Consider the following 26914-nt stretch of genomic DNA (forward strand, 5'->3'; position numbering starts at 1 on the left):
CAGTAATGTCCGGTTGGTTCCATGCCAACAATCGTTGTATCTAAGCCCTTTAAGGCTTTTAAACGGTTAATCCATTGTATTAATCTAGCAAAACCATCTTCATTATTTTCGAAAGTTAGAGGATTACCAATAACAATTCCACGGAAGTTAACAGCACGAGCAACATGAAACTGTTGTGCTATATCAATTCCTACGATTAAATGTTTGATCGAAATTCTTTCAATTAGTTGATTTTGTTTGTCTTGCATTTTAAACTTCATAATAGAGCTTCCTCCTAAGAATGATTTTGTGTTGTGTGTGTATAATCATCTTACTGAGGGGCTCTATTTTTTACAAACGTGAAAAATAGCTCTCTACAGGAATTCTAACGGGCAGCATTCCTGTAATGAAGAAATATGGGGTTTGAACATAAAAAAGCCCCTTGGTATGATATGTGTGTCCAAAGCTTGCAGGCAAAAAGGACAACAATCACATATACCAGGAGGCTATTTAAATGAATTATAACCAAAATGAAAAGATTGCTCAAATTACTTCTCAAACGTTAATTATAGGCGTTGATATTGCTAAATACAAGCATGTGGCAAGAGCCCAAGACTTTAGAGGTTTAGAATTTTCGGCACCCTTTTATTTTGAAAATACAAATTCTAGCTTTAACAGTTTCATAGAGTGGCTTAAAAAGTTGATGGATCAAAACAAAATGGAAAAAGTGATCGTAGGAATGGAGCCGACAGGTCATTATTGGCTTAATTTAGCTCACTTCCTTAAGGAACAAAATATTAAGTTTGTAGTCGTAAATCCTATGCATGTAAAGAAAAGTAAAGAGTTAGATGATAATTCTCCTACTAAAAATGACGTAAAGGATGCCAGAGTTATTGCACAGTTGGTCAAAGACGGGAGATATGCCGAACCTAATATTCCACAAGGAGTATATGCAGAACTTCGAGTGGCTCGAAAAATACGTGATCTCTTATCTGTTGACCTTCAAGCAGTTCAAGGACAAGTCCATAATTGGATAGATCGCTACTTTCCAGAATTCCTTACCGTCTTTAAAGATTGGGAAGGTAAGGCTGCAATACAGTTATTAAAACTTAATTTATTGCCAAATGAATTAATCAATCTTACAGAACAGCAGATACTTGAACACCTTCGAAAAGCTGTTAAACGTGCGGTGGGACTCAGTAAAATAAAAGAACTAAAGCAGGTGGCAATGGTTTCAATTGGCATTCGTGAAGGTTCAGATATGGCTAGATTAGAGCTTCGCACATTAATAGATAAGTATGAACTCATAATTGAAAAGTTCGAAGAACTGGAATCTAATATAGATAAACTTCTTGAACAAATTCCTGGTGTTGAACAAATGTTGGCAATTAAGGGAATAGGGAAAGATACGATTGCAGGATTTTTCTCAGAGGTAGGAGAATTAACTTACTACTAGCACCCAAGACAAATTATCAAATTAGCTGGGCTTAGTCTAAAGGAAAATACATCTGGAAAGCATAAAGGGCAAACCAAAATTACAAAGAGAGGAAGAAAGACCTTAAGAGCTCTCCTCTTTCGAGTAGCAATGCCTTTAGTGGCTAAAAATACTGCGTTTAAAGCTTTACATGAGTATTTTACAAAACGCCCAAATAATCCTTTAAAGAAGATGCAATCTCTAATTGCAATATGTAATAATCTCATACGCATTCTGTTTACGATTGGTAAAAAGCAGTGTGAATTTAGTGAAGAACAGATGTTAAGGGACATTCCTCATATGGCGGCATTACAGATAGCAGCAGCTTAATTTTCTTTTGATCGAGATTAATTAGTAGGGTAATTGTTATAAATATTTGAAGCACGGATTAGTCAGTAAAACAACTAAAGTACGGGCAAAGACCCTGTCGGGCAGCATGACTGACATCCACCTCATGGAAAGGTTGGACGAAGGAATTTTGGAGCAAAGACTCTGTGAGAAATGGGAGGGTTGACCTCCATGAGAAATGTGGAGATCCACAAGTGCGACCATACTTTACCTATATATCCACCTTTTGGATAAGGTTGGTTTGAAAGCTATTAATTGTTTTTTCACTTTGCTCCCAAAATTATCCTTTAGTACACAACTCTTCCAATATTCAAATGAATTTTAAAACAGACTACTGCGTAATTCAGAGAAAACAAGAGAAATCGAGAGATTTTCCTTTCTATATAGAGGGAGGATAGTTTAATAAGATGAAAAGAATCAAGAATTGAATTAGAATAGGTAAACAACATTGAGAAATACGTAACGGTGTGGAGTGTAAAAGTAGTTTTTTGTAGATATAAGTTCAATGAAAGATACTGGGGTGAGTTTTTGAATGGTTGATTTTGAGTGGTTTAGAAGCTTTATTTATATATATAAATATAATTCGGTGTCGGAAGCTGCAAAAACACGCATCATGACACAACCTGCTATGAGTCAGCATTTAGCTTCTTTAGAAGCTGAAGTTGGGGAGCCCCTATTTATAAGAACCGCAAGAAAAATGGTGCCCACTGAAAGGGGAAAGGAATTATATTCACAGTTGGCTCCTCTTATTGAATCATTAGAGGCAGCAACATTAAGTTTTAAAGGTGCTTCATTACCAACTCTTTCTATAATTAGAATTGGTTCAGCAATTGAGTACTTTTATGAAAATATTCTAAATCAGCTAGAAGAATATAAAACATGTACGGTTTCTTACTTTGGAACTGCTGATGAACTGTTAGAATTACTAAAGGAAGGTACAGTAGATGTAATAATTACTTCAAAAAAGTTTCACGCTTCAGGTATTGAATATGTAACGTTATGTGAAGAGGAATTTGTTATTGTTGCCCCAAAACAATTAGAAATTGAAGAGGGTACTAACTTTAAGTTAAAAGAAAAATGGCTTTCATCGCAAAATTGGATTAGTTATGGGCTAGACTTACCGATTATAAGAAGATTTTGGAGGGAGTACTTTAAAAAACGTCCAATCATTAAACCTATTCACGTAATTCCTAATTTGCATTTGATTCTTAAGGCAATTGAAAACGGTGCTGGAATAAGTTTAATTCCGACATATATATTAAGAAATTCAATGAATGAAGTAAAATCCAAAGTCATATTCAAAGATATGAAGGTTAAAAACGAACTTTATATAGCTTATCAAACGAAACATAAACATCTTCCCGAAATTAATAATTTGATCCAAGAAATTGGGGGAAACAGATAAAGTAAATGTGCTAATGTCTATTTTTTATTCTATCATCCATATATTTTGGATGATTTTTTTATGATGTTTTTCGTTACAACTTAAATTATTATCTATAAATATTTTTATCATTAATATATAAAAACATAATTTGTTTTATATATTTTCAGGTAGTAGAATAACGTTTGTAACAAACAAAGCTTATTTAGGAGGTAATGAAAGTGTCAAAAAACATTTTAATGGTCGTTACTAATCATACAGAAATAAAAGAAGGCAAACCGACTGGTATTTGGTTATCGGAGTTTGCTGAAGCATATATTGAATTCACACAGAAAGGTTACGAGGTGACAGTGGCAAGTCCTCTTGGAGGAAAAAGTACAGTTGATCCTAGCAGTGTAGATGAAAATACACCACTAGAGATTTTAGATACAGTAAAATATTTGCAAGACACCCTGAAACTTGACGATGTATCCCATGAACGTTTCGATGCTATTTTCTTGCCAGGTGGTCATGGAACTATGTTTGACCTTCCTGATAATCAAAAACTTCATGAATTGTTACGTGATTTCTATGAAGGGAACAAGATTGTTGCTGCTGTTTGTCACGGTCCAGCAGGATTGGTTGGTGCGACTTTATCTAATGGTCAGCCGCTTGTTGCTGGTAAACGTGTCAATGCTTTTACTGATAGAGAAGAAGCTGATACAGGTTTGGGACAATTTCTACCGTTCTTATTGGAAAGTAAGATCCGTGATTTAGGGGCTGTTTTCGTCGCTGCTCCAAATTGGTCAACTCATTATGAAGTTGATGGTAACTTGATTACAGGTCAAAATCCTCAATCCACTATAGCAGTAACCAAAGCAGTAATTGAAAAATTAAGTTAAGAATTATGGAGGTTGATAGAGGAAATATCGGCCTCCTTCTTTCAGTAATTCACCTTTCGTAAAGAAAGGTTGTAAATATTAATAAGGAGGGTTCAATATGGGCTCAATTAACATAAACCAAGATTCATCAAATATTGCGACTCAAAAAGGCTCAACGGCAGCTTTATATGCCCTCACTCTAGGAGCATTTGCTATTGGTTTAACTGAATTTATTATCATGGGTTTACTTCCAGAGGTGGCATCTAGTCTAAATGTCTCAATCTCAATGGCTGGAATGCTAGTAACAGGTTACGCTCTTGGGGTTGCTATTGGTGCTCCAATTATTACAGTAGCTACAAATAAGATGAAACGTAAGGAGCTTTTAATTTTTCTAATGATTCTCTTTATTGCAGGAAACTTGTTAGCTGCTCTAGCACCGAATTACACAATACTTATGATCGCACGTATATTGGCCGCTTTAACGCATGGCTCATTTTTCGGAGTGGGGTCAGTTATAGCGGCAGAACTAGTCCCAAAAGAAAAACGTGCAGGTGCAATTGCTATTATGTTTACAGGATTAACATTAGCAAACATTTTAGGCGTACCAATTGGAACATATATAGGACAAGCATTTGGATGGAGATCTACATTCTGGTCAATTACAATGATAGGTATTATCGCTTTACTTGGAATCTTTTTACTGGTGCCAAGGGTTGAAGGTGCCCAATCCAGTTTGGAACAGGAACTTGGTGTATTAAAACAACCTGCTGTTCATATTGCACTTTTAATGACGGTGTTTGGGTTCGGAGGAGTATTCACAGCCTTTACTTACATTTCACCAATATTGGTAGAAATTACAGGCTTTGCACCTAAATCCATTTCATACATTCTTGTATTATTTGGTGTTGGGATTACAATTGGCAATATCTATGGAGGAAAATTAGCAGACCGAAAACTTCTGCCATCACTTCTTGGAATCCTTGTTTTGTTGGCGATCATACTAGCTGTGTTCAGCATTACTGATCAATATAAATTTCTCACTCTGATAATGGTGTTTATTTTTGGTATTGCAGCATTTGGTACAGTCCCTGGGCTACAGTTGCATATGCTGAATACTGCTAAAGAAGCACCTACTCTAGCATCTACGTTAAACATTGCAGCCTTTAATCTTGGAAATGCACTGGGGGCATTTATAGGGGGATTAGTAATTGATCTCAGAATTGGCGGAGGACTTCCTGCTGTTCCTTGGGTTGCTTCACTGGTCACGATTGTTGGATTTCTTCTTACCTTATGGGGTGCACATAAACAGAAAAGAGAAAATCAAGCTTGATTGCAAATTGGGCAAGGTACATCTTGCCTAACTTTTAATATATTTAAACTGTTTCCTTAGCCTATGCATCTTATTGTAGAGAGCGTAATAGTTGAGTTAATAAAACATCGCAAAAAAAGGACTTGTACACCTGAAAACTGAATTATATAAATAAATATATATATGTTTTGAAGGGAATGAAGCATACATGAATTACAATATCATCTCAACACTAGATGAACAACAAATCATAGAACTCTACGAATTATACCAACAAGAATGGTGGACAGATAACCGAAAGTTTGAAGACGTGTTGGTAATGCTTGAAAACACAGACATCCTTATTGGAATATGTGAAAATAAAACTAATAGACTCATTGGTTTTATACGTGTTCTTTCAGATTTTGTCTATAAAGCCTTAATATTCGATGTTATTATCCATGAAGAGTATCAAGGAAAAGGTTTGGGACGAATATTGTTAGATCAAGTAACGACACACCCTAAACTTCAATCTGTGCAACACTTTGAATTGTATTGTAAATCTGACAAAATATCTTTTTATGAAAAATGGGGATTTAATAAAGAAATTGGTGATATTAACTTAATGAGAAAAACGGTCAATTAGCAAATTTTCACTTCCGATAACGGAGATTATGTGAAAAAGGCATACAACAGCTAATAGAAGATTTGTTGATTATTCAAGAATCGGGATCTTTTCTTGAATAAGAAGGCGTTATTTTGAAACGCCCCTACACGTTAAAGGATTAGATTCTGTTAAGGAAAAAAAGATTGTGAATATTTTCACTTAAACAAACGGGTACTTATGTTCAATAAGCCGATATATAGAAAAATGCTCAGAGTTTATACGCCCTGAGCATTTTTTTATGACGATTATTCTGATAAATTCTCTTGATAATCATAGTGTAAATTTTCCCGTGAATTTATTTGCAAACTGAAATATTACTTCAAACCTGTTCCGAAATGGCTCATTATTTATATTTCGGTCAGAGTTGAGGAAGATTATCAAGGTTGTTGGTTGGATCCCCGTCTGGATTGCTCCGAAGATGTTCCTCCCCGTCGGGACCCTTGAAAACATTGACGTTTACAATCAGCCCGCTTTTTGCCATTTGTTGTGCTTTTTTGTAATCAACAATTTGACCGTTTGACAACTTTAATTCAATAATATCGTCATCCCCATTCTTACGGACGCTGATGACAGATTCTTGCCGTCTTTCCATAAATTCGCCTCCTATTTAATTATGATGACTTAAAATTCATATTTTATGAACCAAGATTAAAGCAAGAATTAGGGTATTATATTAATAAAAAGCTGCTTTTCGAAGTTATGGTTGTATGAAAATAGGCCTTTTGTTTGATTTTTTCCAATTTACATAAAATTTACGGAATATCCATAAAGCCCTAATAAAACTAGATTAAGATGTTAACTGTTAGAACAAGTTAAATAGGGGGAGAAGGAAAAATGAAAACTCGTTTTAAGAAGGCAATACCTTTAATCGCAACGACTGTTCTTGCAACAACTGCTCTTACCACCCAAACATTATTAAATGAGGGAGGAAATCAAAAAGCAGAAGCACAACTATTATCAAAACAAGAAGTGAAAAATAATAGTGCATCTTGGCTTGCAGGTGATCATCACGTACATAGTGAATGGAGTGTTGGTTGGGACAATTCAACAAATCCTCCGACTGCTATTAGAGGTGGGGATGCTATCTACCCAATCTCCAAAAATGCCGAAAATGGCAAAAAGTATGGACTAGATTGGATGATGACAACAGACCATGGCGGTCCTAACCACTCCAAGGTTAACTTAGAACAATCTTATCCAGAATTATTAAAATCTCGTGCAGCTGTTCCTGAAGTTCTCCAATTCTACGGAATGGAGTTAGACACACCAGGAGCGGACCATAGCACTCTAATGATTCCAAAAGGAGAAAATGAATCACAAACGCTTTATGATCTTGAAAGCAAGTTTAATTCTCGTGAAGCTTTTCCAAGTGACCCAAGCCGTAACACTGAAACAAAAATGATTGAAGCTCTTAACTATATGAAACAAATGGACGAGCTTCCAATCTCTATTGCGCATCATCCATCCCGTTCAGCAACAGGTGTTGGTGTATGGGGACAAGATACTCCGCAAGAATTCCGTAATTGGAATGATACAGCACCAAATATCTCTATTGGTATGGAAGGAGCTCCTGGTCATCAAGCTGCTTCTATTAATCCAGATGGCACTCTTGATCCTAAAGGGTCCCGTGGCTCGTATGGAAACGTAAACGCTCCAACAATGGGTGGATTTGACCAAATGACGGCTATCGTTGGTGGTTTATGGGATTCAATGTTAGGTGAAGGAAGACACTGGTGGGTTACTGCTACCTCTGACTCTCATGTAAACTGGCGTGATGGAGGAAGTGACTTCTGGCCTGGTGAATACTCTAAAACCTATGTAAAAGCAGAGAAAAATTATGAAGATGTAATGGAGAACCTTCGTGCTGGTCATGTATTCGTAACAACTGGTGACCTAATCTCAGAACTTGATGTTAAAGCACAGGCTGTTGGTAAAACCCCAATGCATGCTGAAGCAAATGGAAATACAGCAACTATTGGTGAAACACTAAAACTTCCTGGCAAGAAATCTAACGATGTAACGGTTACCATTCGCGTAAAAGATCCAAACGCTGCGAACTCACATGGAGATAAGCCAAATGTAAAACGTGTGGACTTAATCATGGGAGAAGTTAAAGGAAAAGTGGAAGACCGCTCTACTGCTTCTAATCCTACAACAAAAGTTGTGAAGCGTTTCACTGAAAATGATTGGAAACAAGACGGTGAATACATCACTATTACTTATACTTTAAAAGATGTGGATAAAGACAGCTATATTCGTGTACGTGGTACGAACACTGATCAATTAGAACCAGCACAAGATCCTAAAGGTGAAAACCCATGGACTGATCTTTGGTTCTACTCAAACCCAATTTTCATCAAATCAGATAAATAATTGGGTAAAGTGGAAGAAATGACGAGGGGCATTAAAGACTCCTCGTCTTTCCATTATTTTATGTCAAGGCATCTATGGAAGAAATCAAAAGAAATGGACGTGAATTTTTTATGAAAAGGTTACGCTGCCGTATGTTGCTCCTCATACTTTCATTTGCTTCTTTCCTTCCATCCCCGGCATCTGCTCATACCAATAACAGTGAAGGTTTTTCTAACATTGAAGTCAATGAAAAAACATTAGATTACGAATTAAAGCTAGATTTAGAGGAACTTGGCCATGCTCTTAATAAGGAAACAGATCAGAAACAGTTAATTGATAACAAAGTTGTACAAGGATATATCAATTCCCATATAAAACTTTATGCGGACAGCCAACTTATTGAAGGTCGAATAGAAAAAAACGATATAGAGATGATTAAGGAAAGACCATTTGCGGTGATTAACTTAGCGTATAATATAGAACATAAACCAGAAAAATTAGTGGTTGAATATAATATGTTTATGGATGATTCTGACCCAAGTCATGCGAATTATGCAACGGTTAAAATGAATGGAAAACAACAAGAAAAGATTTTAACCTTCGAATCAAGGGAATTAGAAATTGGAGAAATAAGTTTTCTACAAAACGTAAAACAGTTTGTAGTTCTAGGATTAGAGCATATTTTTACTGGTTATGATCATATCTTGTTTGTGATTAGTTTGCTTTTTGGGGCCAGGACGATTCGTCACATTCTTTCTTTAGTCACAGCCTTTACGATTGCACATAGTATTACATTGGCTTTGGCGACTTTCAATATTGTTCACCTGCCAAGTAGATTTGTAGAATCTGCTATTGCATTAAGCATAATTTACGTTGCACTTATAAACATATTTAATAAGGACTCGAAACACCAACCGTGGCTTGCCTTTGGTTTTGGACTCATCCATGGATTCGGCTTTGCAGGAATCTTATCGGAAATGAGATTAGATAGCAATCATATGGCTATGTCACTTCTATCCTTTAATATAGGAATAGAAATTGGTCAGCTATTGATCGTATCCTTAGCTTTTCCATTAATTTTGTGGATAAAAAAATTAAGATATAAACCAATCAAATGGGTCATCCCTAGTACATCAGCTGCAATATTAGCTTTTGGGCTAGTATGGTTTATTCAAAGAGCTTTTTGAATGTGAAAGTTTTCTTGATTGAACTTTGTTAGTGAGAACGATAAAAGTTAAAACGATATTTTTTAATATATCAAAAAAGGTCTGCATTCGAATTACAATCAATTCAGCAGACCCATTTTGTCGTTTATGCAATGGTAAAATTATTGCTTTCTAAGCTGTTCTTTTGTTCTTGATCAACATCTGCTTGAAATCCACTTCCATAAGAATAATAGAAATCATTATAAGCATTCCCCCAACAACTAATTGAACTGTAAATGATTCAAATCCAAACGCTACTGAAAAAATACTTCCAAAAACTCCTTCGAGCATCATAATTAATCCAGCAGATGTTGCGGAGGTATGTTTTTGAGCTAAAACCTGAACAGTTTGACCAACAAACGAACATATGATTCCCATATATAACAATGGCACTAATGCGACAGACCAATTGATATGAGTAAGTTGTCCTTTCTCTACGAACAAGAAAAAAATCAACCCACCTATTGCTTGTACAGCCGCAAGCATAAAAGCTACAATGCTGACATCAGTGGCTCTTGCTCCGTAGCCGAGATAAACAATAGAGGCTGCATAAAAAAACGCACAAATAAAAGAATACACGTCACCGATATTTATGGTTAGTTCTTTGTTTAATATTCCAGTTAATATTGTCATTCCAAGTAAACAAAAAGCGATGGAAACAAAGCTTTTAACTGGGAGTTTCTTTTGATATATAGCCCAGGCAAAGAAAGGTATAATTACTACATATATTGCTGAAATAAAGGCGTTATTGGATGGAGTCGTATACTGAACACCAATAGTCTGTGTAATAAATCCGCCAAAATTAAGCAATCCCGCTATTAGTCCAATTTTAAAGTCCTTAGTGGTCATTTTAAATATCTTTTTATAAAAAAACATAAGTACCAAAACCACAAAGAGAAAGCCTCTGAAAAAATTTATGAGTCCTGCAGATGCATTAGCATCTAGAGCTATTTTTGTTACAACAAACCCAGAACCCCAAAATGCAGAGGCTATCAATAGTAGCACGTTTGCCATTGATTTAGTCATTTTCATATGTTGATTCTCCTTTTCTTATAAAAAAATATCCCGCCTCTTCATGAAAAGAGGCGGGAACGATTTACTCTTATACAGTTTTCATTGACAATTCAACGATAATTAGTAACGGAATTAATTTTCCGACACACCCCAAATCGAATTCCGAATGTGGGGGTTATTAAGAAGCATTGTTCATTGATGAAATTTAGCTATCGACGTTCCCAAACAATTCTTCTTTATACATTTTTGATTCATTATTAATTTACTAAAATATCTTAATGGAATCAACCACAAATATATAAATTTACAAAGTAAGAGAAGTTATTTAATTGAAAATGAGGTGTAAAAATGAGTGTTTCATTAAAATTACTATCAAAAAATGAAAAGCATATACTACGCAATTTATATTCCCTTTATTTACACGACCTTTCTGAATTTACCGATGGTTTAGCAATATCAACAAGTGGTTCGTTTGAGTTTGATTCATTTGAATTAATCTGGGAGAGAGAGGGGTTAACACCATATTTATTTAAAAAAAATGAGAAAATTGTAGGTTTTTTACTGCTCTTAGAAAGACCTTTTTTAACTAAAGACTATGATTTCAGTATTAATGATATTTTTATGTTGAAAAAATTCAGGAGAAAAGGTTTTGCACTTTCATTATTAGAGGAATTGTTTAAACAGAAAAAGGGTAAATATTTTGTTGTTGAATTAGCTAAGAATAAACCTGCTGTTTTATTTTGGAGAAAAATTTATCGTGAGCTAGATATAGTCTTTGAAGAAGAGAAGAAAATTGTTGATAATGAAGAATGTTTGGTTCAATCCTTTCAAATTTAAACGAGCTTATTCAACTTTGCACTTAAATTGCGGCAGAAGAGAAAAAAGCGTCAATTAGACGCTTTCATTGGTAAGAGGTATTGTAAATGTTTTTCATTTAAAGGATTACTGTATATTATGATAGCTTGTTTCAAAAGGTCATGGACAAACATGGAGTTTATTAAAATATTTGTTCGACATTGACTAATATTGCTTAAAATGAACTGTATTTTGACGACAGTTCAATTAATAAGTGTTTTATTTTTTAAGAGGGGCAATGACATTGTTATAAAAAAATCTTTCCCATATAGCCAACAAACCGTTTCCTTTTTCACTACGTTGTATTTTCATTTCGTGGTTCTTATGAAATTCTGCTATTCGTTTATTATGTTCTTTCTGCCATTGATGGAGAGCAACTTGTTTCATTTTTATTCCTCCTCGCTTAATAGTTTAATTATATGACTCTAGTTGTAAAGTACAAAGTTATTTTAGCCACAAAAATTGACATAAAGTGATAGTTAAAATTTATTTATTAGTAGTTTTAATTAATTAGTGTTTTTAAGGATTTCTTTTTCCAGAAAAATTGATGGTAAGCAGATTGGGCCAAGATATTGACGATAAATGCAATTGGATAGGCGAGCCATATTCCATTGATCCTTAGAGTTGTAAAATGTGACAAGAAGTAAGCTGACGGAACTTCAATCAGCAAAATACTTGTGATTGTAAATATTGTTGGCCAAAATACGGTACCCGTTGCTCTCATTGTTGCTGAGATAATCTGAGTGTGACCTAAAATAACATAACTCCAAAATGAGAACATCATAAGGCTTTTAGCGATATGAATTGTTTCCGTGTTGTTTAAAAAGATGCTTAAAATAGGGGTGGGTATTAAATAAAGAATGAGAATGAGAATACCGCAAAGAAGATAATTCATTGTAATGGCTATTTTAGTTAAAGGCATAATGTTCGAAATGTTCCCGGATCCCACAGCTTGTGCAACAAATACTGAAATGGCAATTGAAATACTTATCGCTGGTATTTGAACGTAGCTTGCAATTTGATTCACGATTCCATATGCAGCTGTTGCATTTGAACCATAATCATTTACAAAAGTTATGACTGCAATTTCTGAAAGCGCTATCGAAATCATACTAATACTAGTAGGAATAGATAATTTCAGTAAGGTTTTCAATACAGAGCCTTTCAAGTGAAGATGCCTCAAAATAATAGAGTCTAATTTGAGCACATGATTTCGTTTGTGTAAGAATACTAACAGAATCACAAATGTAATAAAATTGGCTAATACAGCAGCATAAGCAGCACCATTTAATCCGAATGCCGGTAAACCCAACCAACCGAAAATAAAAATTGGTAACAAAGTAATATTTAAGATAATACTAATTAATAGAAAATAAAAAGGTGTTTTTGAATCGCCAACACCTCTCATAATGGATGTATAGCACATAAATAAGAAGGTAATGGGTAATGTAAAAAATAAAATACGTGCATACGCAGCGCTTTGAATTAGAATATTCTCAGGTGTTCCCATCCATTTTAGAATATCTTCTGAAAAGAGTCCTCCGATTAGTGCGACTGCAATGGAAATAATAATCGTAAATACTAAAGTAACTCCCATTACTTCCTTCATTTTTGGGATATTTCCACTACCGTATGTTTGCCCAACTAGAATGGAGCTTCCAGATCCAATTCCGATTACAAAGGATAGTAAGAAAAAGAATAGAGGGAAGAAGGCAGAAATAGCTGCTAGAGAATCTACTCCAAGTGTTTGTCCAACGACGATAATTCCGAATACTTGACCTAATGATTGAAAAACGCTTGCAAAAATGACAGGTACGAGAAAGGCAATCATTGGTCTTGTCAAGGCAATAATTTCATTTAAAGATTTATTCATTTCATATAACTCCTAATAGATTTCATTTCAAAGAATCCCTCACTTTTTGAATCAAGATTATGAACAAAGTGAGGGGAAGGTAATCGAGTATGAATATTTAAATAATAATCTGTCTTTGGTTTAAAATAGCTGATAATATAAACCAAATTTGGTATCATACCATAACAGTTTGCCATGTTTACGTTTCGGGATTCGTGATTGTAAACTCCATTCAGGATACTGTTTAATAATCTGAACTTGATCACCCGTAGCAACAGCAATAAATGATATATAATGATTTTTTGTCATAGGATGGTCGCTTGAAATAAACCATTCATGATCAATTTCTGTAATTAATAGCTTTTCTTCGACTGTTGCTTTCTTCGCTTCTAATCGTTCAATCTTTCTCCCACAGCAAGATATGCTTATATCTCCCGTTGCTAACACAATATTATTACATAAAAGACAAACAAAATAATTCGACTTTTTCATATTTCCCCCTACAAATTCATTCGACGATAATTCACCATCTAAAATATTTTCTATATATACTCCCAATATGGTAGATAAGCTTGGTAATAGCGTAATATCTGGGCAGCCATACCCACGCTCCCATTTTGAAATCGTTCGATCAGAAATGTTCATTTGATCAGCTAATTGTTTCTGTGTTAGTCCTTTTTCCTTTCGCAAACGATAAATTAATTCTCCAACTTTACTATTATCCATCATTGTCTCCTCCTGCTCTATTTTCATCTTAGAGGATTATATGGTTGGTAACAACAAACGCTCCGTAGAGTTAAAAATCGGTAAAATGCAATAAGATTGTGAATCATTTCACTTAAACGAACGAGTGCGTTTCTTCGATAAGTGTAGACGCATTTTTTTTATTGTACGGGAGGTTAGTGAAACAAGATTTTTTTCCGGCTATTTAACTTAAAGTACCAATTATAAAATACCCACGCTAAAAATAAGGTGGCATAAACGGAAATCCATGTATCATACCACTCCCATCTTAAGTATTTAATGAGATTCGTATATTGTTCAATAATCACTTCAGGTATGGTGAGTCCTGTACTAAATGCACTTGTAAATAAAATTTTTTTCCACCGTTTACTATTTCGTGGGTAATAGAAACAAAAGAAGATAGAGATGACCGGAAATATAAGGAATTCATATAAAAAGCTGGTTCCATTCACTTTCGCGAGTTCCCGAACAGGATATTCTAATAAGTTTAATCCTACAGCAAGAATCCCAGCAAACCATGTTAGAGCCTGCTGAAATAAAAATATGATACTGGCATCCCGTAATTTATCCTTTGGTATAAATGCTAAAGAAATAAAAGTACAAGCATATAGGATATATAAAATCAACTGGTCAACCTTCATTGTGTTCCAACCTTTCATAATCGGGATGGTTCATAAACCACAAAATATACTGACGACATAACCATAATTCAATAATAAAATTGAAAAAACTTCTTATTAGGGTTTCTAAATTATTATTTACAATGTTACTGATTTTACCTAGCAAGACCATTGCTAATAAAATCATGACTACCCAAAATAAATAATGTAACAAACGTTTTAAAAAATGTGCATATTTCGGGAATGTTAGTTGAAACAATACAGAAAAAAAAGGAAAAACAATATATTCCATAGTCCAATTAATTTTGGTGGCATGTTTGAAAAGCCTAAATGGAGGATCGTACAATCCAAAATATGTAAGAAATATGCTAAACAACCACGTTAACATCTGAAAAAACAAAAGGGTAGCAAGTGCTTCCCGAAGTCGATTCCGAGGGGTAACTTTCCAAAGAATAAAAGGTAATGCTATCCATAGGAAGAGCATCACATAAAAATCTGAATTCATGATTGCCCGCCTTTTTTTAATTAGCTTTTGATATAATAGAAAAAAATATCCAGTTTTGTAAATGGTGCTTTTATTTGCAATCATCTTCATTGTTTTCGGAAATTTTATGTGATATATTATCAATGTAACTTATTAAAGAGATTTAATAAGTTTTTTATTCGATACTTATTAAAGTTCTTTAATAAGGTCATTTTTAAGAGGTGGTGACTCTTGTGAATACGACTCCAAAATCGATGGGGAAGGAAATCCTCCGCGGTATTCGTAAATCTCTTCTAGAACTTGGAAATGCAACAAAAGTTGAACTTAGCGAAAAATTAGGAATCAGTTTCCCTACGATAAGCAAATTCTTAACCCAAATGGAAAAGGATGGTGAACTTGTTTCAGTTGGTCTTGATGATTCGAGTGGGGGAAGAAGGGCAAAAAGATATACATATAATCCGGAGTATATGTTAGGGTTGGCCATCTTTTTAGAAAAAACAGAGACAAATTATGTTGTCTTTAACTGTTTAGGTGAAGTGAAGGATGTTGGTAAAACCTCAAGTCTCTTAGCAGTTGGAGATTTAAGTTTATTAACTGAATGTGTTGAAGAGATATTAGAGAACTATCCGAAAATTAGTTCTATAGCCATCGGTGTACCAGGTTCCGTTGATAAAGGACGGATTTTTTATATACCAGGGTATGAACATCTTCAAAATATTGACTTAAAGGGATACCTTGAAAATTGTTTCTTCGTACCTGTTGTCATTGAGAACGATATGAACGCAGCGGTGCTCGGTTATCACAATAGTAAGGGAATCATGAAAGATAAATCTCTTATTTATATCTATTCAGGTCATAATGGTCCAGGTGCTGGAATTATGGTAAATGGAGTCGTGGTACGAGGCAGCACGAATTTTTCAGGAGAGGTTTCATTCGTTCCTCAGTACGATGACCAAAATTTTGGCCAAGCTTTGCAAAATGAATCCAGGACGAAGAAGGCATTTATAGGTGAAGACTATGAAATCGACGCCATTAGCAGGTTAGTAGCTTCATTTGTAGCTATCCTTAATCCTTATAGGATTATTTTCTGTGATGATGAAGTCAACCCAAATACCTTAGATCAAATTGTTGATCAAAGCGCAAAGTATATTCCAGCCGAACATCTTCCAGAACTTATCTTAAGTGATTGGAAACAAGACTATTTATTGGGATTACAAAGTCTGGGGCTTGATCTCATGATTACCGGGATAAGCAGCTAAGAGAATTCAATTCCATATGAAAAAATATAAAGGAGGGGTTTTATGGCTACATTCTTTTTACTAATTATTTACTTGGCTTTTATCAGCTTGGGACTACCTGATTCATTACTAGGAGTGTCATGGCCGATGATGCAATCGGAGTTTGGAGCACCGCTTGAGACTGCCGGATTGCTTTTTATGACGATTGCAGGAGGAACGATCATTTCAAGTTTTGCTAGCGGAGCTGTATTGAAACGCTTCGGAACGGGTATTGTCACATTTTTTAGTTGTTTCATGACAGCTGGAGCATTACTTGGCTTTCATTTTGCGCCATCGCTTTTTTGGTTATTTATTTGTGCCATACCACTTGGATTAGGTGCAGGTGCAGTGGATTCAGGATTAAACAATTATGTTGCTTCACATTACAAAGCACACCACATGAGTTGGCTACATTGTTTTTGGGGAGTGGGGGCTACACTTGGTCCCGTCATTATGGCTCAGTTTATTTCAGGGCAACATTCTTGGAGAAGCGGGTATCTTGCCATCGCCGGTTTGCAGTTTGTATTAGTTGTCATTCTTTTCTTCACGTTGCCTTTATGGAATAAGGTTGGAGGAAACAGCACGGTGACCTCAACAAATGAGAAAGAACATACAGACGAAGTATATCGTGGTACAGATGCTAAAAATAAAAAACCTTTGCAAATTAGGGGAGTTAAGCTAGCTTTAATTTCTTTCTTGTTTTATTGTGGCGCAGAGTCAACGATGGGACTTTGGGGAAGCAGTTTCCTGATAAATGTTAAAGAGTTATCCGTAGATACAGCGGCAAATTGGGTGTCCATCTATTACGGTGGAATAACCTTTGGTAGATTTATAACAGGCTTTATAACCTTAAAAATAAGTAACCGGACGCTCATTCGGGCGGGGCAAATAATCGCATTGGCTGGGGCCGTATTCTTATTCCTGCCATTGCCGTCCACGTTCTCGCTTGTTGGTTTTATGATGGTAGGAGTAGGATTGGCACCGATCTTTCCGTGTATGTTGCATGAAACGCCAACACGTTTTGGGAAGGAACAATCCCAGACAATCATGGGGTATCAAATGGCAGTTGCTTATACAGGTAGTACGTTTTTGCCGCCTCTACTTGGTTACCTTGCAGCGCACATAACAATTGGTATCTTTCCATTTGTCATTGCAGGTTTCATTGCAATCATGCTCTTAGGATCTGAGAAATTAAATGCCATCATGAATAGGACAGAATTAATAAGTGTAAAAAATAACAACTCCACAGTCATTTAAACTTAAGATGTTCTAACACAAAAGGGCGTTCATTGTATTCGTAAGGGCTTTATGGAATAATTGACATTGAGGGTCTACCTAACAATGAATAACAATTTGATATTGATGGAGGAGATTCTAAATGTCGCCTAACAGCTCTAGCGATCATACAGAAAAAATACACTTTATGTTAACATCCACTCCGCCGAGAGTAACGTTTCACCAGGATATGACAGAAGAAGAGCGTAGTATTATGCAACAACATATTTCATATTGGATGGACAAGCAGAATCAAGGGATTGCATTGGTGTTCGGACCGGTTCTTAATCCTTCAGCCCCGCACGGACTAGCAATTATAGAAGTTGAGAATGAGGAACAAGTTCCAAAACTTGTCTCAGAAGACCCAGCCGTTGTTGCAGGAATAATGACAACGGAATATTACCCTATGAAAGCAATCATAAAAAAATAATATAATCCCTTTATCATGCGTAAGCCCCCTGTTTTGCAGCACTGAGGTGAAGTACATTGGACCCCAATTTAAAGTGATAAAATTGTATGAATTGGAAAACAATAGTACTTAAGAAAGGAGGGCTTGGAAATGTATTTGAAAAAGTGGTTAACTGTAGTGGTCGTTTTACTTGCGATGATTGTGGTAATGGCAGCTCCAGGTTCACTCTCGGTATTCGCCGAATCCAGCGTCGCAACACAGCCTGTACAGAAAGTGAATGCGATAGAGGTTCAGTTGCACGATGATTACTTTCATCCGAAAGCCATCACAATTGCGAATGGACAAACGACAACCTTGATATTGAAAAACCAAGGTAAGAAAAAGCACACCTTCACCGTGGAAAAGCTCGGAATTAACACCGAAGTCCAGCCGGGAACAGAAACAACCATTGCTGTGACAACGAAAAATCCCGGTACATATGAACTGATTTGCCGGTACCATTTCCAGTCAGGAATGGTTGGGAAAGTAATCGTGAAATAACAGCAGGGCCAAATCGGCCTTGCTTTTTTCATAGGCAACAGTGTATTGGTTCAAAAATTGTATGATTATTGTTAGTTACGAAAATTCTTAAGGTAATTCGTCACTCTAGAATGATCCTTTTCCTCCACAATAAAGGACCCCACCATTAGGCAGGGGATTCAGGCATTTATCGTTTCGTCATTCTTCTCCCTCAGCCGCTTAATATCTTCTTTTGGTGGAAAACCAAACATACGCGAATATTCACGGCTGAATTGTGAGGGGCTTTCGTAACCTACTTGGAATGCAACATCTGCTGCATCTGCTGATTCCGATAGTAATAGGCTTCGGGCTCCTTGAAGTCTCAGTTGTTTTTGGAATTGAATGGGACTCATCGCGGTAATCTCTTTAAAGTGCCGATGAAGGGAAGAAACACTCATATTTGCTATTTCGGCAAGTTCCTCAATCTTAAAAGACTTTTCATAGTTTTTCATGATATGTTCAATCACATCACTAATTTGATGGGTAGAACTCCCTTCAATGGCTATTTGTTTCAACATCCCCCCATGATCTCCTTGAAGCACCCGATAGATGATTTCTTTTACGATTAGAGGAGAAAGTACCTTGATGTCTTTCGGAGTATCTAGCAAACGAGCTAATCTTGTAACCGCGTCTAGCAAAGATGGCTCAATTTTACTGACATACATTCCTCGTTTAGCATTTTCCTTCTTTTCAACTCCCATTTGGAATTCACGTAACACCTCCAATATTTCACTCGGTGTAAATTCAAGTTTAAGAGCCAGATAAGGAACTTCGGATGAGGATTCCGTAACTTGACCGGTAATTGGCAGGTTAACAGATGCAACAAGGTAATCGGCAGGACCGTACATGAAGCGCTCCTGTGAAAGCAATACCTCCTTCATCCCTTGAACGACAATGCATAAGGAAGGCTTATGAACTCCATAATTTGGTCCAATATCATTAGAATAACGGGAGAAAAATAAAGAAGGAATAGCAGTCATTTGAGTTCCGTCCCGTCCTGTGTGATTCTCTATGATTTTGGCGAGTTCTACTCGTTGTCTGTATAATTGTTCAAACATAAAATTCCTCCTTTGTTTTCTTCATCGCGATAGTCTCATTATAATGGGTATTTGCTTTTTTCGTAAATGGCTGTGAGAGGATTGTGCAATCATTTGATACGATTGTGATACCAGGCATGATTTCATTTGTTGCATAATAAGAGCATCATCTAATGGTTAATAAAAGTGAAGGAAGGAAAAAAATGAAAAAGCGTAAATTAGGAAAAAGTGGATTGGAAGTTTCTGCTATTGGGCTTGGTTGTATGGGAATGGATCATGCTTATGGAAAACAGGCTGATCGTGATGAAATGATTAAATTGATTCGTAAAGCCGTTGAACTTGGCAGCAATTTTTTTGATACGGCTGTGGTCTATGGGGAATCCAATGAAGAATTATTAGGTGAAGCACTTTCAGCAGTAAGAAATGAAGTTGTGATTGCGACTAAATTTGGAATTTCTGGACAAGAAATGGCAAATGGTCTCCCTCAAAATATTTTAAATAGCACCCCAGAATCTATTAGAGAACAATTAGAAGGTTCCTTAAAAAGATTAAAAGTCGATTGCATCGATTTATATTATCAACATCGTACGGACCCGAATGTTGAACCAGAAGCGGTTGCAGAAACGATGAAAGAATTAATGGCTGAAGGAAAAATTAAAGCGTGGGGATTATCTAATGCACCAATTGATTATATGAAACGTGCACATGCTGTATGTCCAATTGCTGCCATTGAAAATCAATACTCCATGATGTGGCGTGAACCAGAAAAAGAATTATTTGATCTTTGTGAAGAATTAGAGATTTCTTTTGTGGCTTACAGTCCATTAGGAAACGGTTTCTTAAGCGGAAAATACACAAAAGATACAAAATATGAAGAAGGCGATTTTAGAAGTTTCATGGGCAGATTCAAACCTGAAGTAATTGATCATAACCAAGCGTTATTAGAATTAATTGCTGAAGTTGCTGAAGGTAAGAATGCAACCTCTGCACAAGTTGTACTAGCATGGGAATTAGCTCAAAAACCATTTATTATTCCAATTCCAGGCACAACAAAATTGCACAGATTAGAAGAGAACATAGGTGGGGCTGATATCGAATTAACAAAAGAAGAGTTAGAACGCTTAAATATAGCACTATCTGAAATTGATATTGATGAAACACATTTCTAAAAAAATAAGTTTCATTAAACAAATAGGAGGAATTTTTGTATGCAAAAAGTAATGTTGAACAATGGTGTTGAAATGCCGATACTCGGCTTTGGAGTTTTTCAAATCCAGAATGAAAAGGAATGTGAACAAGCTGTTTACGACGCGATTATGGCAGGCTATCGATTAATCGATACCGCTGCCTCTTATCTAAATGAAGAAGCAGTTGGCAGAGCCATCAAACGGAGTGGTGTGCCAAGAGAGGAACTGTTTATTACTACGAAATTATGGGTACAGGATACCGGATATGATAAGACAAAGAAAGCATTTGAAAAATCGATAGAAAGACTGCAACTCGATTATTTGGATTTGTATTTAATTCATCAGCCATTTGGCGATGTATTTGGTTCTTGGCGCGCGATGGAGGAATTGTACCGTGAGGGTAAAATCCGGGCAATTGGAGTGAGTAACTTCCAAAGTGACCGTCTAGTGGATTTGATCATTCATAATGAAATAATTCCTGCCATAAACCAGGTTGAAACGCATCCATTCAACCAACAAATAGATAGTGCTGCATTTATGAAGGGGAATAATGTTCAAATAGAGTCCTGGGGGCCATTTGCTGAAGGAAAAAATAACATGTTCGAGAACGAAATTCTAGTACCAATTGCCGAAAAGCATAATAAATCAGTTGCTCAGGTAATTTTACGGTGGTTGACACAAAGAGGAGTAGTGGCGATTCCAAAATCGGTTCGTAAGGAAAGAATCATCGAAAACTTTAATATCTTTGACTTTGACTTAAGCCAAGAGGATATGGAAAGTATTGCGGCATTAGATACGAAAGAAAGCCTGTTTTTTTCTCATAGGGATCCTGATATGGTGAAATGGATTGGTACTCGTAAACTTGATATCTAAATTCAGGTCGTTCTTAGGAAACTGAAGCTTATATGAAATGATTCTAGTAAAAAGAAGGCCCCTCTCAGCCAATCTAGCTGATTTTGAGGGGCTTTTGATTTTTAGAAAGTTGGTTACGCTTTGATGAAGACTCTTTATTCAAAGCTAACAAGAATATCAATCCAATGATACAAGTTGTACCAACCCATTGGAATAGACCAAACGGTTCTTTTAACCAAAAGACTGTTGTTAAAACGGCAGCAAGTGGCTCTATGCTGCCAAGAAGACTTGATTCTTTAGGTGCCAAACTTTGTAAACTTTCAATATAGAACCAAAAAGCAAACATCGTACCAAAAATGATCACGAAGACTAAATAATAATAAGCATCTAACGGTAAGCTTGTAAAGTCCATTTGCCAAGGCGGATGGATAAAACTTAAGGCATAACCACCGATCAACATAGCCCAACCGACAATGACCAGGGAATCGAATTGCGCAAGGAGTGGAACGGCATAAAGTGTATAAAAAGCTAAAGCGAATCCTGATAAAACACCCCAAACAATTGCAGGTGTTGACACAGATAATTGAGAGATGGAGCCATTTGTTAATAAGAAAAAACAACCTACTAATGCGAGAATAACAGTTAACAAATCTCTTTTTGTTAGAACCGATTGTTTACGGAAAATTAGGTATATGATAATCATAACAGGTGCTAAATACTGAAGTAGTGTTGCAACAGCAGCATTTCCATGTTCAATGGAGGCCATATAAGTGTATTGAACCGCAAGCATACCGAGTAACCCGAAGATAATCAGTTGAATCGCTGTTTTGCGGGTTTTCCAAACACCTAATATCTGGGAGCGATCCTTTCCGAAAAATTGAACGGTTAAGAGTAAACAACCAGCTATAAGCAAGCGAATCGTTACCAGCCAATCTACATCGATTTGATACTGATGAAAAAGCTTTTTTGCAACTGTGCCACCAATTCCCCAAAATACTGCTCCTGTGATAACAAGAAGTATTCCCTTCTGTCTATTCATGATTGATTCTCCACCTTAAAATATAAAAATAGTGTTATAATATTATAAATCATAAGCGGAAAATCTCTGAAATAATACCCAAATTGAATGAAAAAATATAAATATATTGAGGTGATTATATGCAAATGATGGATTTTTTGGTGGACCAAAGTTTAAAAGAATTAACTGAACATCGTACAGTTGTCTTACCGATTGCATGTTACGAAACTACGATTAACCAAAATATTAATGGATATATTCCACTTCACTGGCATGATGAATTTCAGTTTGTTCTCGTTGTAAAAGGAGAAGCCATTTTTCAAATAAATGAAGAAAATATGATTGTTCAAGAAGGAGAGGGGCTCTTTATAAATAGTGGCTGCCTGCACATGGCAAAAGATCTGAATGATTCGGGCTGCGTCTATATTTGTTTAAATGTTTCTCCAAGTTTCGTTTTATCACAAGAACTTTATACAACCTTTGTATCCCCTTATATTCAGGCGACCAATATACCGTATTTAACCTTGGTTCCAAAGGAACTTTGGGCGAAAAATATTTTGGACTCTATTATGAACATCAATCAGTTGATTAAACAAAATCTACCATACTACGAAATCGACATCAGCGTCCATCTCACGTTAATGTGGAAGAACCTCATTATGAATGGTATTCAATTAGAATACGAACAGCCGGAAATGATAAAGAATCATCGAATGAAGCAAATGTTACATTGGATTCACTTACACTATGCTGAAAAAATCCTGTTGGACGATATTGCACGAGCTGGTCAACTAAGCCGTTCCGAATGCTGTCGATACTTCAAACGGATTTTAAAAACATCACCTTTGAACTATGTAACCGATTATCGAATTCAAAAAAGTTTAGTTTTACTACAACAACCAGAATCCAATGTCACAGATGTTGCCTATCAAGTAGGATTTAACAGCACAAGTTATTTCATTGATAAATTCCGAAAGTCGATGAACCTGACCCCATTGGCCTATAAAAAACATAAATATACCGGTTTACTTGTGAAGGAGTAGACTTAAAATAACGGGTGTGAGAGTTGAAGAACCAGCTGCCATTTTGGTGGCTTTTCTTAGTGTGTGGTAAAGAAGATTGCAATTAAATGTTATATGCAATAGCTTGTCTTCATAACTATGTATAAAAGGCATAGGGTGTGAAAAATTCATGCGAATATTAAAGAATGTATCTTTATTTTTTCTAGCCTCTATATTATTAATGCTAACAATTATGTTATTGAACGATAAGTTTCATTTAGGTATTTCTGATAACGATATAGACATTTTTCTTGGACCTACAATTTTGTTAATTTACTTCTGGATTGCTTCTCCGGAGCTAAGGAAGCACTTCTTTGCACAATTCATTAGAATTAAAGCTTTTGATAGAGTGGTGTTGTTACCCGTTCTTTTAGCAATATTGGCGCTTTTTTTGTTGTATTCCTATTTCTACTTTCCAGCATTATTTGATAAAGAGCCATTATCGGTTGGAAAAGCTCAATATTTAGGTCATCAAGAACTTACTACTACTGGAGAGATTTTATTGTTAGGGATCATAGGACCTTTTAGTGAAGAATTTCTATTCCGCTTCTTTCTTATTGTTTACTTGCCGTATCTAGCCCTCTATCATACGTTCATTAAAAAGTCTCTCATAACAAAGAAAAATGTGAATAAAAGTATTTCTAAATCTTTTATATTCTTAGAAAATGTAGCGAATAAGGTTTACTACCGAGTATTTGAAATGAAAGATAAAAAACTAATAAGTGGCTGGGTGATACTGGTTTCATTTTTCTTCGCTTTCGTTCATGGACCTGACCTTTATTCATTTCCTCTTTATTTCTTACCTGGGATACTATTTAGCTTTGTCTATTTGAAATACGGGTTTTTAGCAAGTTGGATATGTCATGGAACTGCAAATTCACTTTCAGGGATAGTAAATTCTATATTTATCTCATTTCTTAATGGGAGATGAAAAGAGGTTAGTTTAAGTAGAAAAGTGACAAACTAACCGGTATATATTCCAAAAGGAGTAAGAAAACGTACGAATTTGAAATTAGTGGCTATTGGGATTATATTGGTTGTTGGCGGAAGTATCATTTTAGGGTGGTTTATTAAAGAAGCTTATAAAAATTATAAAAATGAAAGTACAAAAACTAAAATTTTCTATTTCTTATGGATGATTTTAGGTGTCGTATTAGATTTTAGTAATGGTTTAATAATTATTGTTGGTCTTATTTTATTAGGAGTTCTTTTAATAATCTATTCCCCACTCTTCAACTAAGGGGGCTTAGTCTGTTGTGTTTATTAAGGGAGGAATCGAAATGGGAGAAGAACAAATCAATCCTTATGAAAACTACGATTTAATAAACAATTGGAAACTCATAATGCAATTCAATTTTTCTTTATTTACAAACAAAGATGAATTTGTAATCATTGATAATAATGATGAATATATTGCTCGTTTTAGCATCACCAATGTGGGGATAATTGATTTTAAAAAGACTAATTATGACTTAAATCCGAAGATTGATTTTAATAATAAAACGATTAAGATTCCTATTATTACAGAGTATGGTGAGTATTAATAACTTTCGTATCTTAATGGGGTTGTCGCAGCAACATCATTTTCTGTTATTGAACTAACTGGCAGTTTTGTTGAAGAAGGAATTAGAATTTTATGGTAAATTATTATCATTAATTTTCTTAGTTACAGTGGATGTTTAGATTGAAAAATAAGGAGGGATAAGATGACTAAGAAGAAAAACAGCATATGGTTTTTAAGTGGTTTTGGGATAGCACTTATTTTACTTTTATATTTTGGGTTGAATGGTTTGGCTGTAACTACATTGGGCGATACTTTCCCAAATCCAAGGTTTATTACTGTTTTAGCTTTATTTATTATAGTTGCTTGGTCCATTGGATTGGGAACTCGTCGATACTTTAATTGTCTCACTAATGATACACGTAATAAAATGAGAAATTCCCTTTTAGGTATTACAGTATTAAGTTGGATAATTACAATAATTCTTTTTTCAGTTACTTGAATATCTTGGAAGTTTATTATCCTATTAATCTTTACTAAATAGCATGGAAATCTTAGAAACTTACTTAGAATATCGGTATTAGAAGATGGATATATTTTTCAGCAAGTTGTTCCCACGGAAGCTGTGTGATGTTATAAGTTTTGTTCGTTGCGTATTTTATTGAGTAATACCTGGCAGCCAGCTGAAACAAGACGATAGGTTTCATCAAAATCACCTGTATAAAATGGATCGGGGACATCTTTCCTATATTTGGTCAGGTCAAGAAGCCTAATGATCTTTGGATGTTTAGGCTTCCCGGTTATCCTGTAAATATTTTTTATGTTGCTTTCGTCCATACCGATAATATAGTCGAATTTCCAAAAGTCTTCTTTCTTTAGTCGGCGTCCAACAAGCCCATTAGAAGAGATATTGTATTTCTTCAGAATATCAAGAGTTCCTTCGTGCGGTGGGAAGCCGATTTGCCATGAACTGGTTGCAGCGGAATCAACTGCGATTTTGTTTGTCAAATTTTCTTTTTTGACTAAGTTGCGAAACAAAGCTTCAGCCATCGGTGAACGGCAAATATTCCCCAGGCATACAAATAAAACGTTGATCATGAAGTTAACCCCTTTAATTGTTTTTTTTTCATTTTATTAGTCTTTTTTAAATGAATTATGTATTTACAAAATTTTAGATTGGACAGGTGTGTTGTTTTGCACATCTACAGGCGTTATTAGGGTCTTTTAATACCAAGTTGCTCCTACGATGATAAGAAATATAAACATACAATGATTAGAGCAAAACCAGCTCCGTAAGTACCATCTGCCATGTACAGTGCCTTCTTTTCATTCGTAATCACAAAGTATGTACCAAACAGAAAAATGGAACGGCGCTAGTGCTATTTTTAGAGACTGTTTCCCTGCATCTGAATTGCGAAGAACTTCACTTAAGCTAAAGGGGAATTTCCTTAAAATCTGGCTGCTAATTATGGCGGCTTTACTTAGTGTGCCAGGCATGGCAACTATCTAGGTGGTGAAAGTCCACTGTGGGGGTACACATCGACCAACCACTAAGGAAGCGCAAGGTACTTACCGTGAGGTAAGGGCTGGAGGAAGCGTGGAATAAAATCTTG

At 35.5% G+C, this 26914-nt stretch carries 29 protein-coding genes and 1 pseudogene; 19 read left to right on the forward strand and 11 right to left on the reverse strand.

What is annotated here, in order from left to right; translation table 11 throughout:
• Positions 1-260: IS110 family transposase (locus BR30_RS33585; RefSeq protein WP_035445598.1), on the reverse strand; the 260-nt coding region annotated here is incomplete at its 3' end.
• 233 nt (positions 261-493) lie between these two features.
• Here BR30_RS33585 and BR30_RS33590 point away from each other — a divergent pair.
• From BR30_RS33590 to BR30_RS0114690, 5 genes and pseudogenes are all read left to right on the forward strand, one after another.
• Positions 494-1783, forward strand: a pseudogene (locus tag BR30_RS33590) (IS110 family transposase).
• Positions 1784-2333: 550 nt separating this feature from the next.
• Positions 2334-3206 (forward strand): LysR family transcriptional regulator, encoded by an 873-nt coding sequence (locus BR30_RS0114675; protein ID WP_026565651.1) that lies wholly within the window; start codon positions 2334-2336, stop codon positions 3204-3206.
• A 200-nt stretch (positions 3207-3406) separates the two neighbouring features.
• Positions 3407-4066, forward strand: a complete 660-nt coding sequence (locus BR30_RS0114680; protein WP_026565652.1) for a type 1 glutamine amidotransferase domain-containing protein — start codon at positions 3407-3409, stop codon at positions 4064-4066.
• A gap of 97 nt (positions 4067-4163) precedes the next feature.
• Entirely contained in the window at positions 4164-5375 is a 1212-nt protein-coding gene (locus BR30_RS0114685; RefSeq protein ID WP_026565653.1) for an MFS transporter, read from the forward strand.
• Between the two features lie 187 nt (positions 5376-5562).
• Entirely contained in the window at positions 5563-5979 is a 417-nt protein-coding gene (locus BR30_RS0114690; protein ID WP_026565654.1) for a GNAT family N-acetyltransferase, read from the forward strand.
• 379 nt (positions 5980-6358) lie between these two features.
• Here the strand turns inward: BR30_RS0114690 and BR30_RS0114695 are convergent, their stop codons facing one another.
• The gene (locus tag BR30_RS0114695) at positions 6359-6592 is read right to left on the reverse strand and encodes a DUF3892 domain-containing protein (RefSeq protein WP_026565655.1); all 234 of its coding nucleotides are present in this window, start codon (positions 6590-6592) and stop codon (positions 6359-6361) included.
• Between the two features lie 242 nt (positions 6593-6834).
• On the opposite strand from BR30_RS0114695, the gene BR30_RS0114700 reads away from it, so the two are divergent.
• Positions 6835-8373: a CehA/McbA family metallohydrolase domain-containing protein gene (locus BR30_RS0114700; RefSeq protein ID WP_026565656.1), complete on the forward strand. Its 1539-nt coding sequence runs from the start codon at positions 6835-6837 to the stop codon at positions 8371-8373.
• 74 nt (positions 8374-8447) lie between these two features.
• Positions 8448-9539, forward strand: a complete 1092-nt coding sequence (locus tag BR30_RS0114705; RefSeq protein WP_231507722.1) for a HupE/UreJ family protein — start codon at positions 8448-8450, stop codon at positions 9537-9539.
• Between the two features lie 150 nt (positions 9540-9689).
• Here the strand turns inward: BR30_RS0114705 and BR30_RS0114710 are convergent, their stop codons facing one another.
• Positions 9690-10589 carry a DMT family transporter gene (locus BR30_RS0114710; RefSeq protein WP_051633631.1) on the reverse strand — a complete coding sequence of 300 codons (900 nt, stop codon included), beginning with the start codon at positions 10587-10589 and terminating at the stop codon, positions 9690-9692.
• 330 nt (positions 10590-10919) lie between these two features.
• Here BR30_RS0114710 and BR30_RS0114715 point away from each other — a divergent pair, with 330 nt between their 5' ends.
• Complete coding sequence (locus BR30_RS0114715; protein ID WP_026565659.1) at positions 10920-11408, forward strand: GNAT family N-acetyltransferase; 489 nt, start codon at positions 10920-10922, stop codon at positions 11406-11408.
• A gap of 237 nt (positions 11409-11645) precedes the next feature.
• Here the strand turns inward: BR30_RS0114715 and BR30_RS37335 are convergent, their stop codons facing one another.
• The 5 genes from BR30_RS37335 to BR30_RS38875 all read right to left on the reverse strand — a co-directional run bounded on the left by BR30_RS37335 (position 11646) and on the right by BR30_RS38875 (position 15237).
• A complete protein-coding gene (locus BR30_RS37335; protein ID WP_197032343.1) occupies positions 11646-11813 on the reverse strand; it encodes a hypothetical protein in 168 nt (55 codons plus the stop codon).
• A gap of 115 nt (positions 11814-11928) precedes the next feature.
• Entirely contained in the window at positions 11929-13299 is a 1371-nt protein-coding gene (locus BR30_RS0114725; protein WP_026565660.1) for an MATE family efflux transporter, read from the reverse strand.
• A gap of 120 nt (positions 13300-13419) precedes the next feature.
• Positions 13420-14004 carry a helix-turn-helix domain-containing protein gene (locus BR30_RS0114730; protein ID WP_026565661.1) on the reverse strand — a complete coding sequence of 195 codons (585 nt, stop codon included), beginning with the start codon at positions 14002-14004 and terminating at the stop codon, positions 13420-13422.
• A gap of 173 nt (positions 14005-14177) precedes the next feature.
• Complete coding sequence (locus BR30_RS0114735; protein ID WP_035445599.1) at positions 14178-14663, reverse strand: CBO0543 family protein; 486 nt, start codon at positions 14661-14663, stop codon at positions 14178-14180.
• Positions 14653-15237 (reverse strand): CBO0543 family protein, encoded by a 585-nt coding sequence (locus tag BR30_RS38875; protein ID WP_155928635.1) that lies wholly within the window; start codon positions 15235-15237, stop codon positions 14653-14655. Before BR30_RS38875 ends, BR30_RS0114735 begins: the two co-directional genes overlap by 11 nt.
• Positions 15238-15380: 143 nt before the next feature.
• Between BR30_RS38875 and BR30_RS0114745 the strand changes: the two genes are divergently transcribed.
• The 4 genes from BR30_RS0114745 to BR30_RS0114760 all read left to right on the forward strand — a co-directional run bounded on the left by BR30_RS0114745 (position 15381) and on the right by BR30_RS0114760 (position 18627).
• Positions 15381-16385, forward strand: coding sequence for an ROK family transcriptional regulator (locus BR30_RS0114745; protein WP_197032344.1), 1005 nt, complete (start codon positions 15381-15383; stop codon positions 16383-16385).
• A 42-nt stretch (positions 16386-16427) separates the two neighbouring features.
• Positions 16428-17660 carry an MFS transporter gene (locus BR30_RS0114750; protein WP_026565665.1) on the forward strand — a complete coding sequence of 411 codons (1233 nt, stop codon included), beginning with the start codon at positions 16428-16430 and terminating at the stop codon, positions 17658-17660.
• Positions 17661-17781: 121 nt separating this feature from the next.
• A complete protein-coding gene (locus BR30_RS0114755; protein WP_035445602.1) occupies positions 17782-18108 on the forward strand; it encodes a YciI family protein in 327 nt (108 codons plus the stop codon).
• 129 nt (positions 18109-18237) lie between these two features.
• A complete protein-coding gene (locus BR30_RS0114760; protein WP_026565667.1) occupies positions 18238-18627 on the forward strand; it encodes a cupredoxin domain-containing protein in 390 nt (129 codons plus the stop codon).
• A gap of 158 nt (positions 18628-18785) precedes the next feature.
• Here BR30_RS0114760 and BR30_RS0114765 read toward each other — a convergent pair whose 3' ends face one another.
• Complete coding sequence (locus tag BR30_RS0114765) at positions 18786-19703, reverse strand: AraC family transcriptional regulator (protein WP_026565668.1); 918 nt, start codon at positions 19701-19703, stop codon at positions 18786-18788.
• Positions 19704-19885: 182 nt separating this feature from the next.
• Here BR30_RS0114765 and BR30_RS0114770 point away from each other — a divergent pair, with 182 nt between their 5' ends.
• Positions 19886-20851 carry an aldo/keto reductase gene (locus tag BR30_RS0114770; RefSeq protein WP_026565669.1) on the forward strand — a complete coding sequence of 322 codons (966 nt, stop codon included), beginning with the start codon at positions 19886-19888 and terminating at the stop codon, positions 20849-20851.
• Between the two features lie 39 nt (positions 20852-20890).
• On the forward strand, positions 20891-21742 hold the full coding sequence (locus BR30_RS0114775) for an aldo/keto reductase (RefSeq protein ID WP_026565670.1): 852 nt from the start codon (positions 20891-20893) through the stop codon (positions 21740-21742).
• 73 nt (positions 21743-21815) lie between these two features.
• On the opposite strand, the gene BR30_RS0114780 is transcribed toward BR30_RS0114775, so the two are convergent.
• Positions 21816-22760: an EamA family transporter gene (locus BR30_RS0114780; RefSeq protein WP_026565671.1), complete on the reverse strand. Its 945-nt coding sequence runs from the start codon at positions 22758-22760 to the stop codon at positions 21816-21818.
• A 119-nt stretch (positions 22761-22879) separates the two neighbouring features.
• Here BR30_RS0114780 and BR30_RS0114785 point away from each other — a divergent pair, with 119 nt between their 5' ends.
• The 5 genes from BR30_RS0114785 (at position 22880) to BR30_RS0114805 (ending at position 25803) form a co-directional block, all read left to right on the forward strand.
• A complete protein-coding gene (locus BR30_RS0114785; protein ID WP_026565672.1) occupies positions 22880-23782 on the forward strand; it encodes an AraC family transcriptional regulator in 903 nt (300 codons plus the stop codon).
• Between the two features lie 148 nt (positions 23783-23930).
• Positions 23931-24731, forward strand: coding sequence for a CPBP family intramembrane glutamic endopeptidase (locus tag BR30_RS0114790; protein ID WP_026565673.1), 801 nt, complete (start codon positions 23931-23933; stop codon positions 24729-24731).
• Between the two features lie 84 nt (positions 24732-24815).
• Positions 24816-25040: a hypothetical protein gene (locus BR30_RS37915; RefSeq protein WP_155928637.1), complete on the forward strand. Its 225-nt coding sequence runs from the start codon at positions 24816-24818 to the stop codon at positions 25038-25040.
• A 40-nt stretch (positions 25041-25080) separates the two neighbouring features.
• A complete protein-coding gene (locus BR30_RS0114800) occupies positions 25081-25344 on the forward strand; it encodes a hypothetical protein (protein WP_155928639.1) in 264 nt (87 codons plus the stop codon).
• A gap of 162 nt (positions 25345-25506) precedes the next feature.
• A complete protein-coding gene (locus BR30_RS0114805; RefSeq protein WP_026565676.1) occupies positions 25507-25803 on the forward strand; it encodes a hypothetical protein in 297 nt (98 codons plus the stop codon).
• A gap of 131 nt (positions 25804-25934) precedes the next feature.
• Here the strand turns inward: BR30_RS0114805 and BR30_RS0114810 are convergent, their stop codons facing one another.
• Positions 25935-26399 (reverse strand): low molecular weight protein-tyrosine-phosphatase, encoded by a 465-nt coding sequence (locus tag BR30_RS0114810; RefSeq protein ID WP_026565677.1) that lies wholly within the window; start codon positions 26397-26399, stop codon positions 25935-25937.
• Between the last annotated feature and the right edge of the window lie 515 nt (positions 26400-26914).

It is taken from the genome of Bacillus sp. UNC41MFS5, from assembly GCF_000686805.1.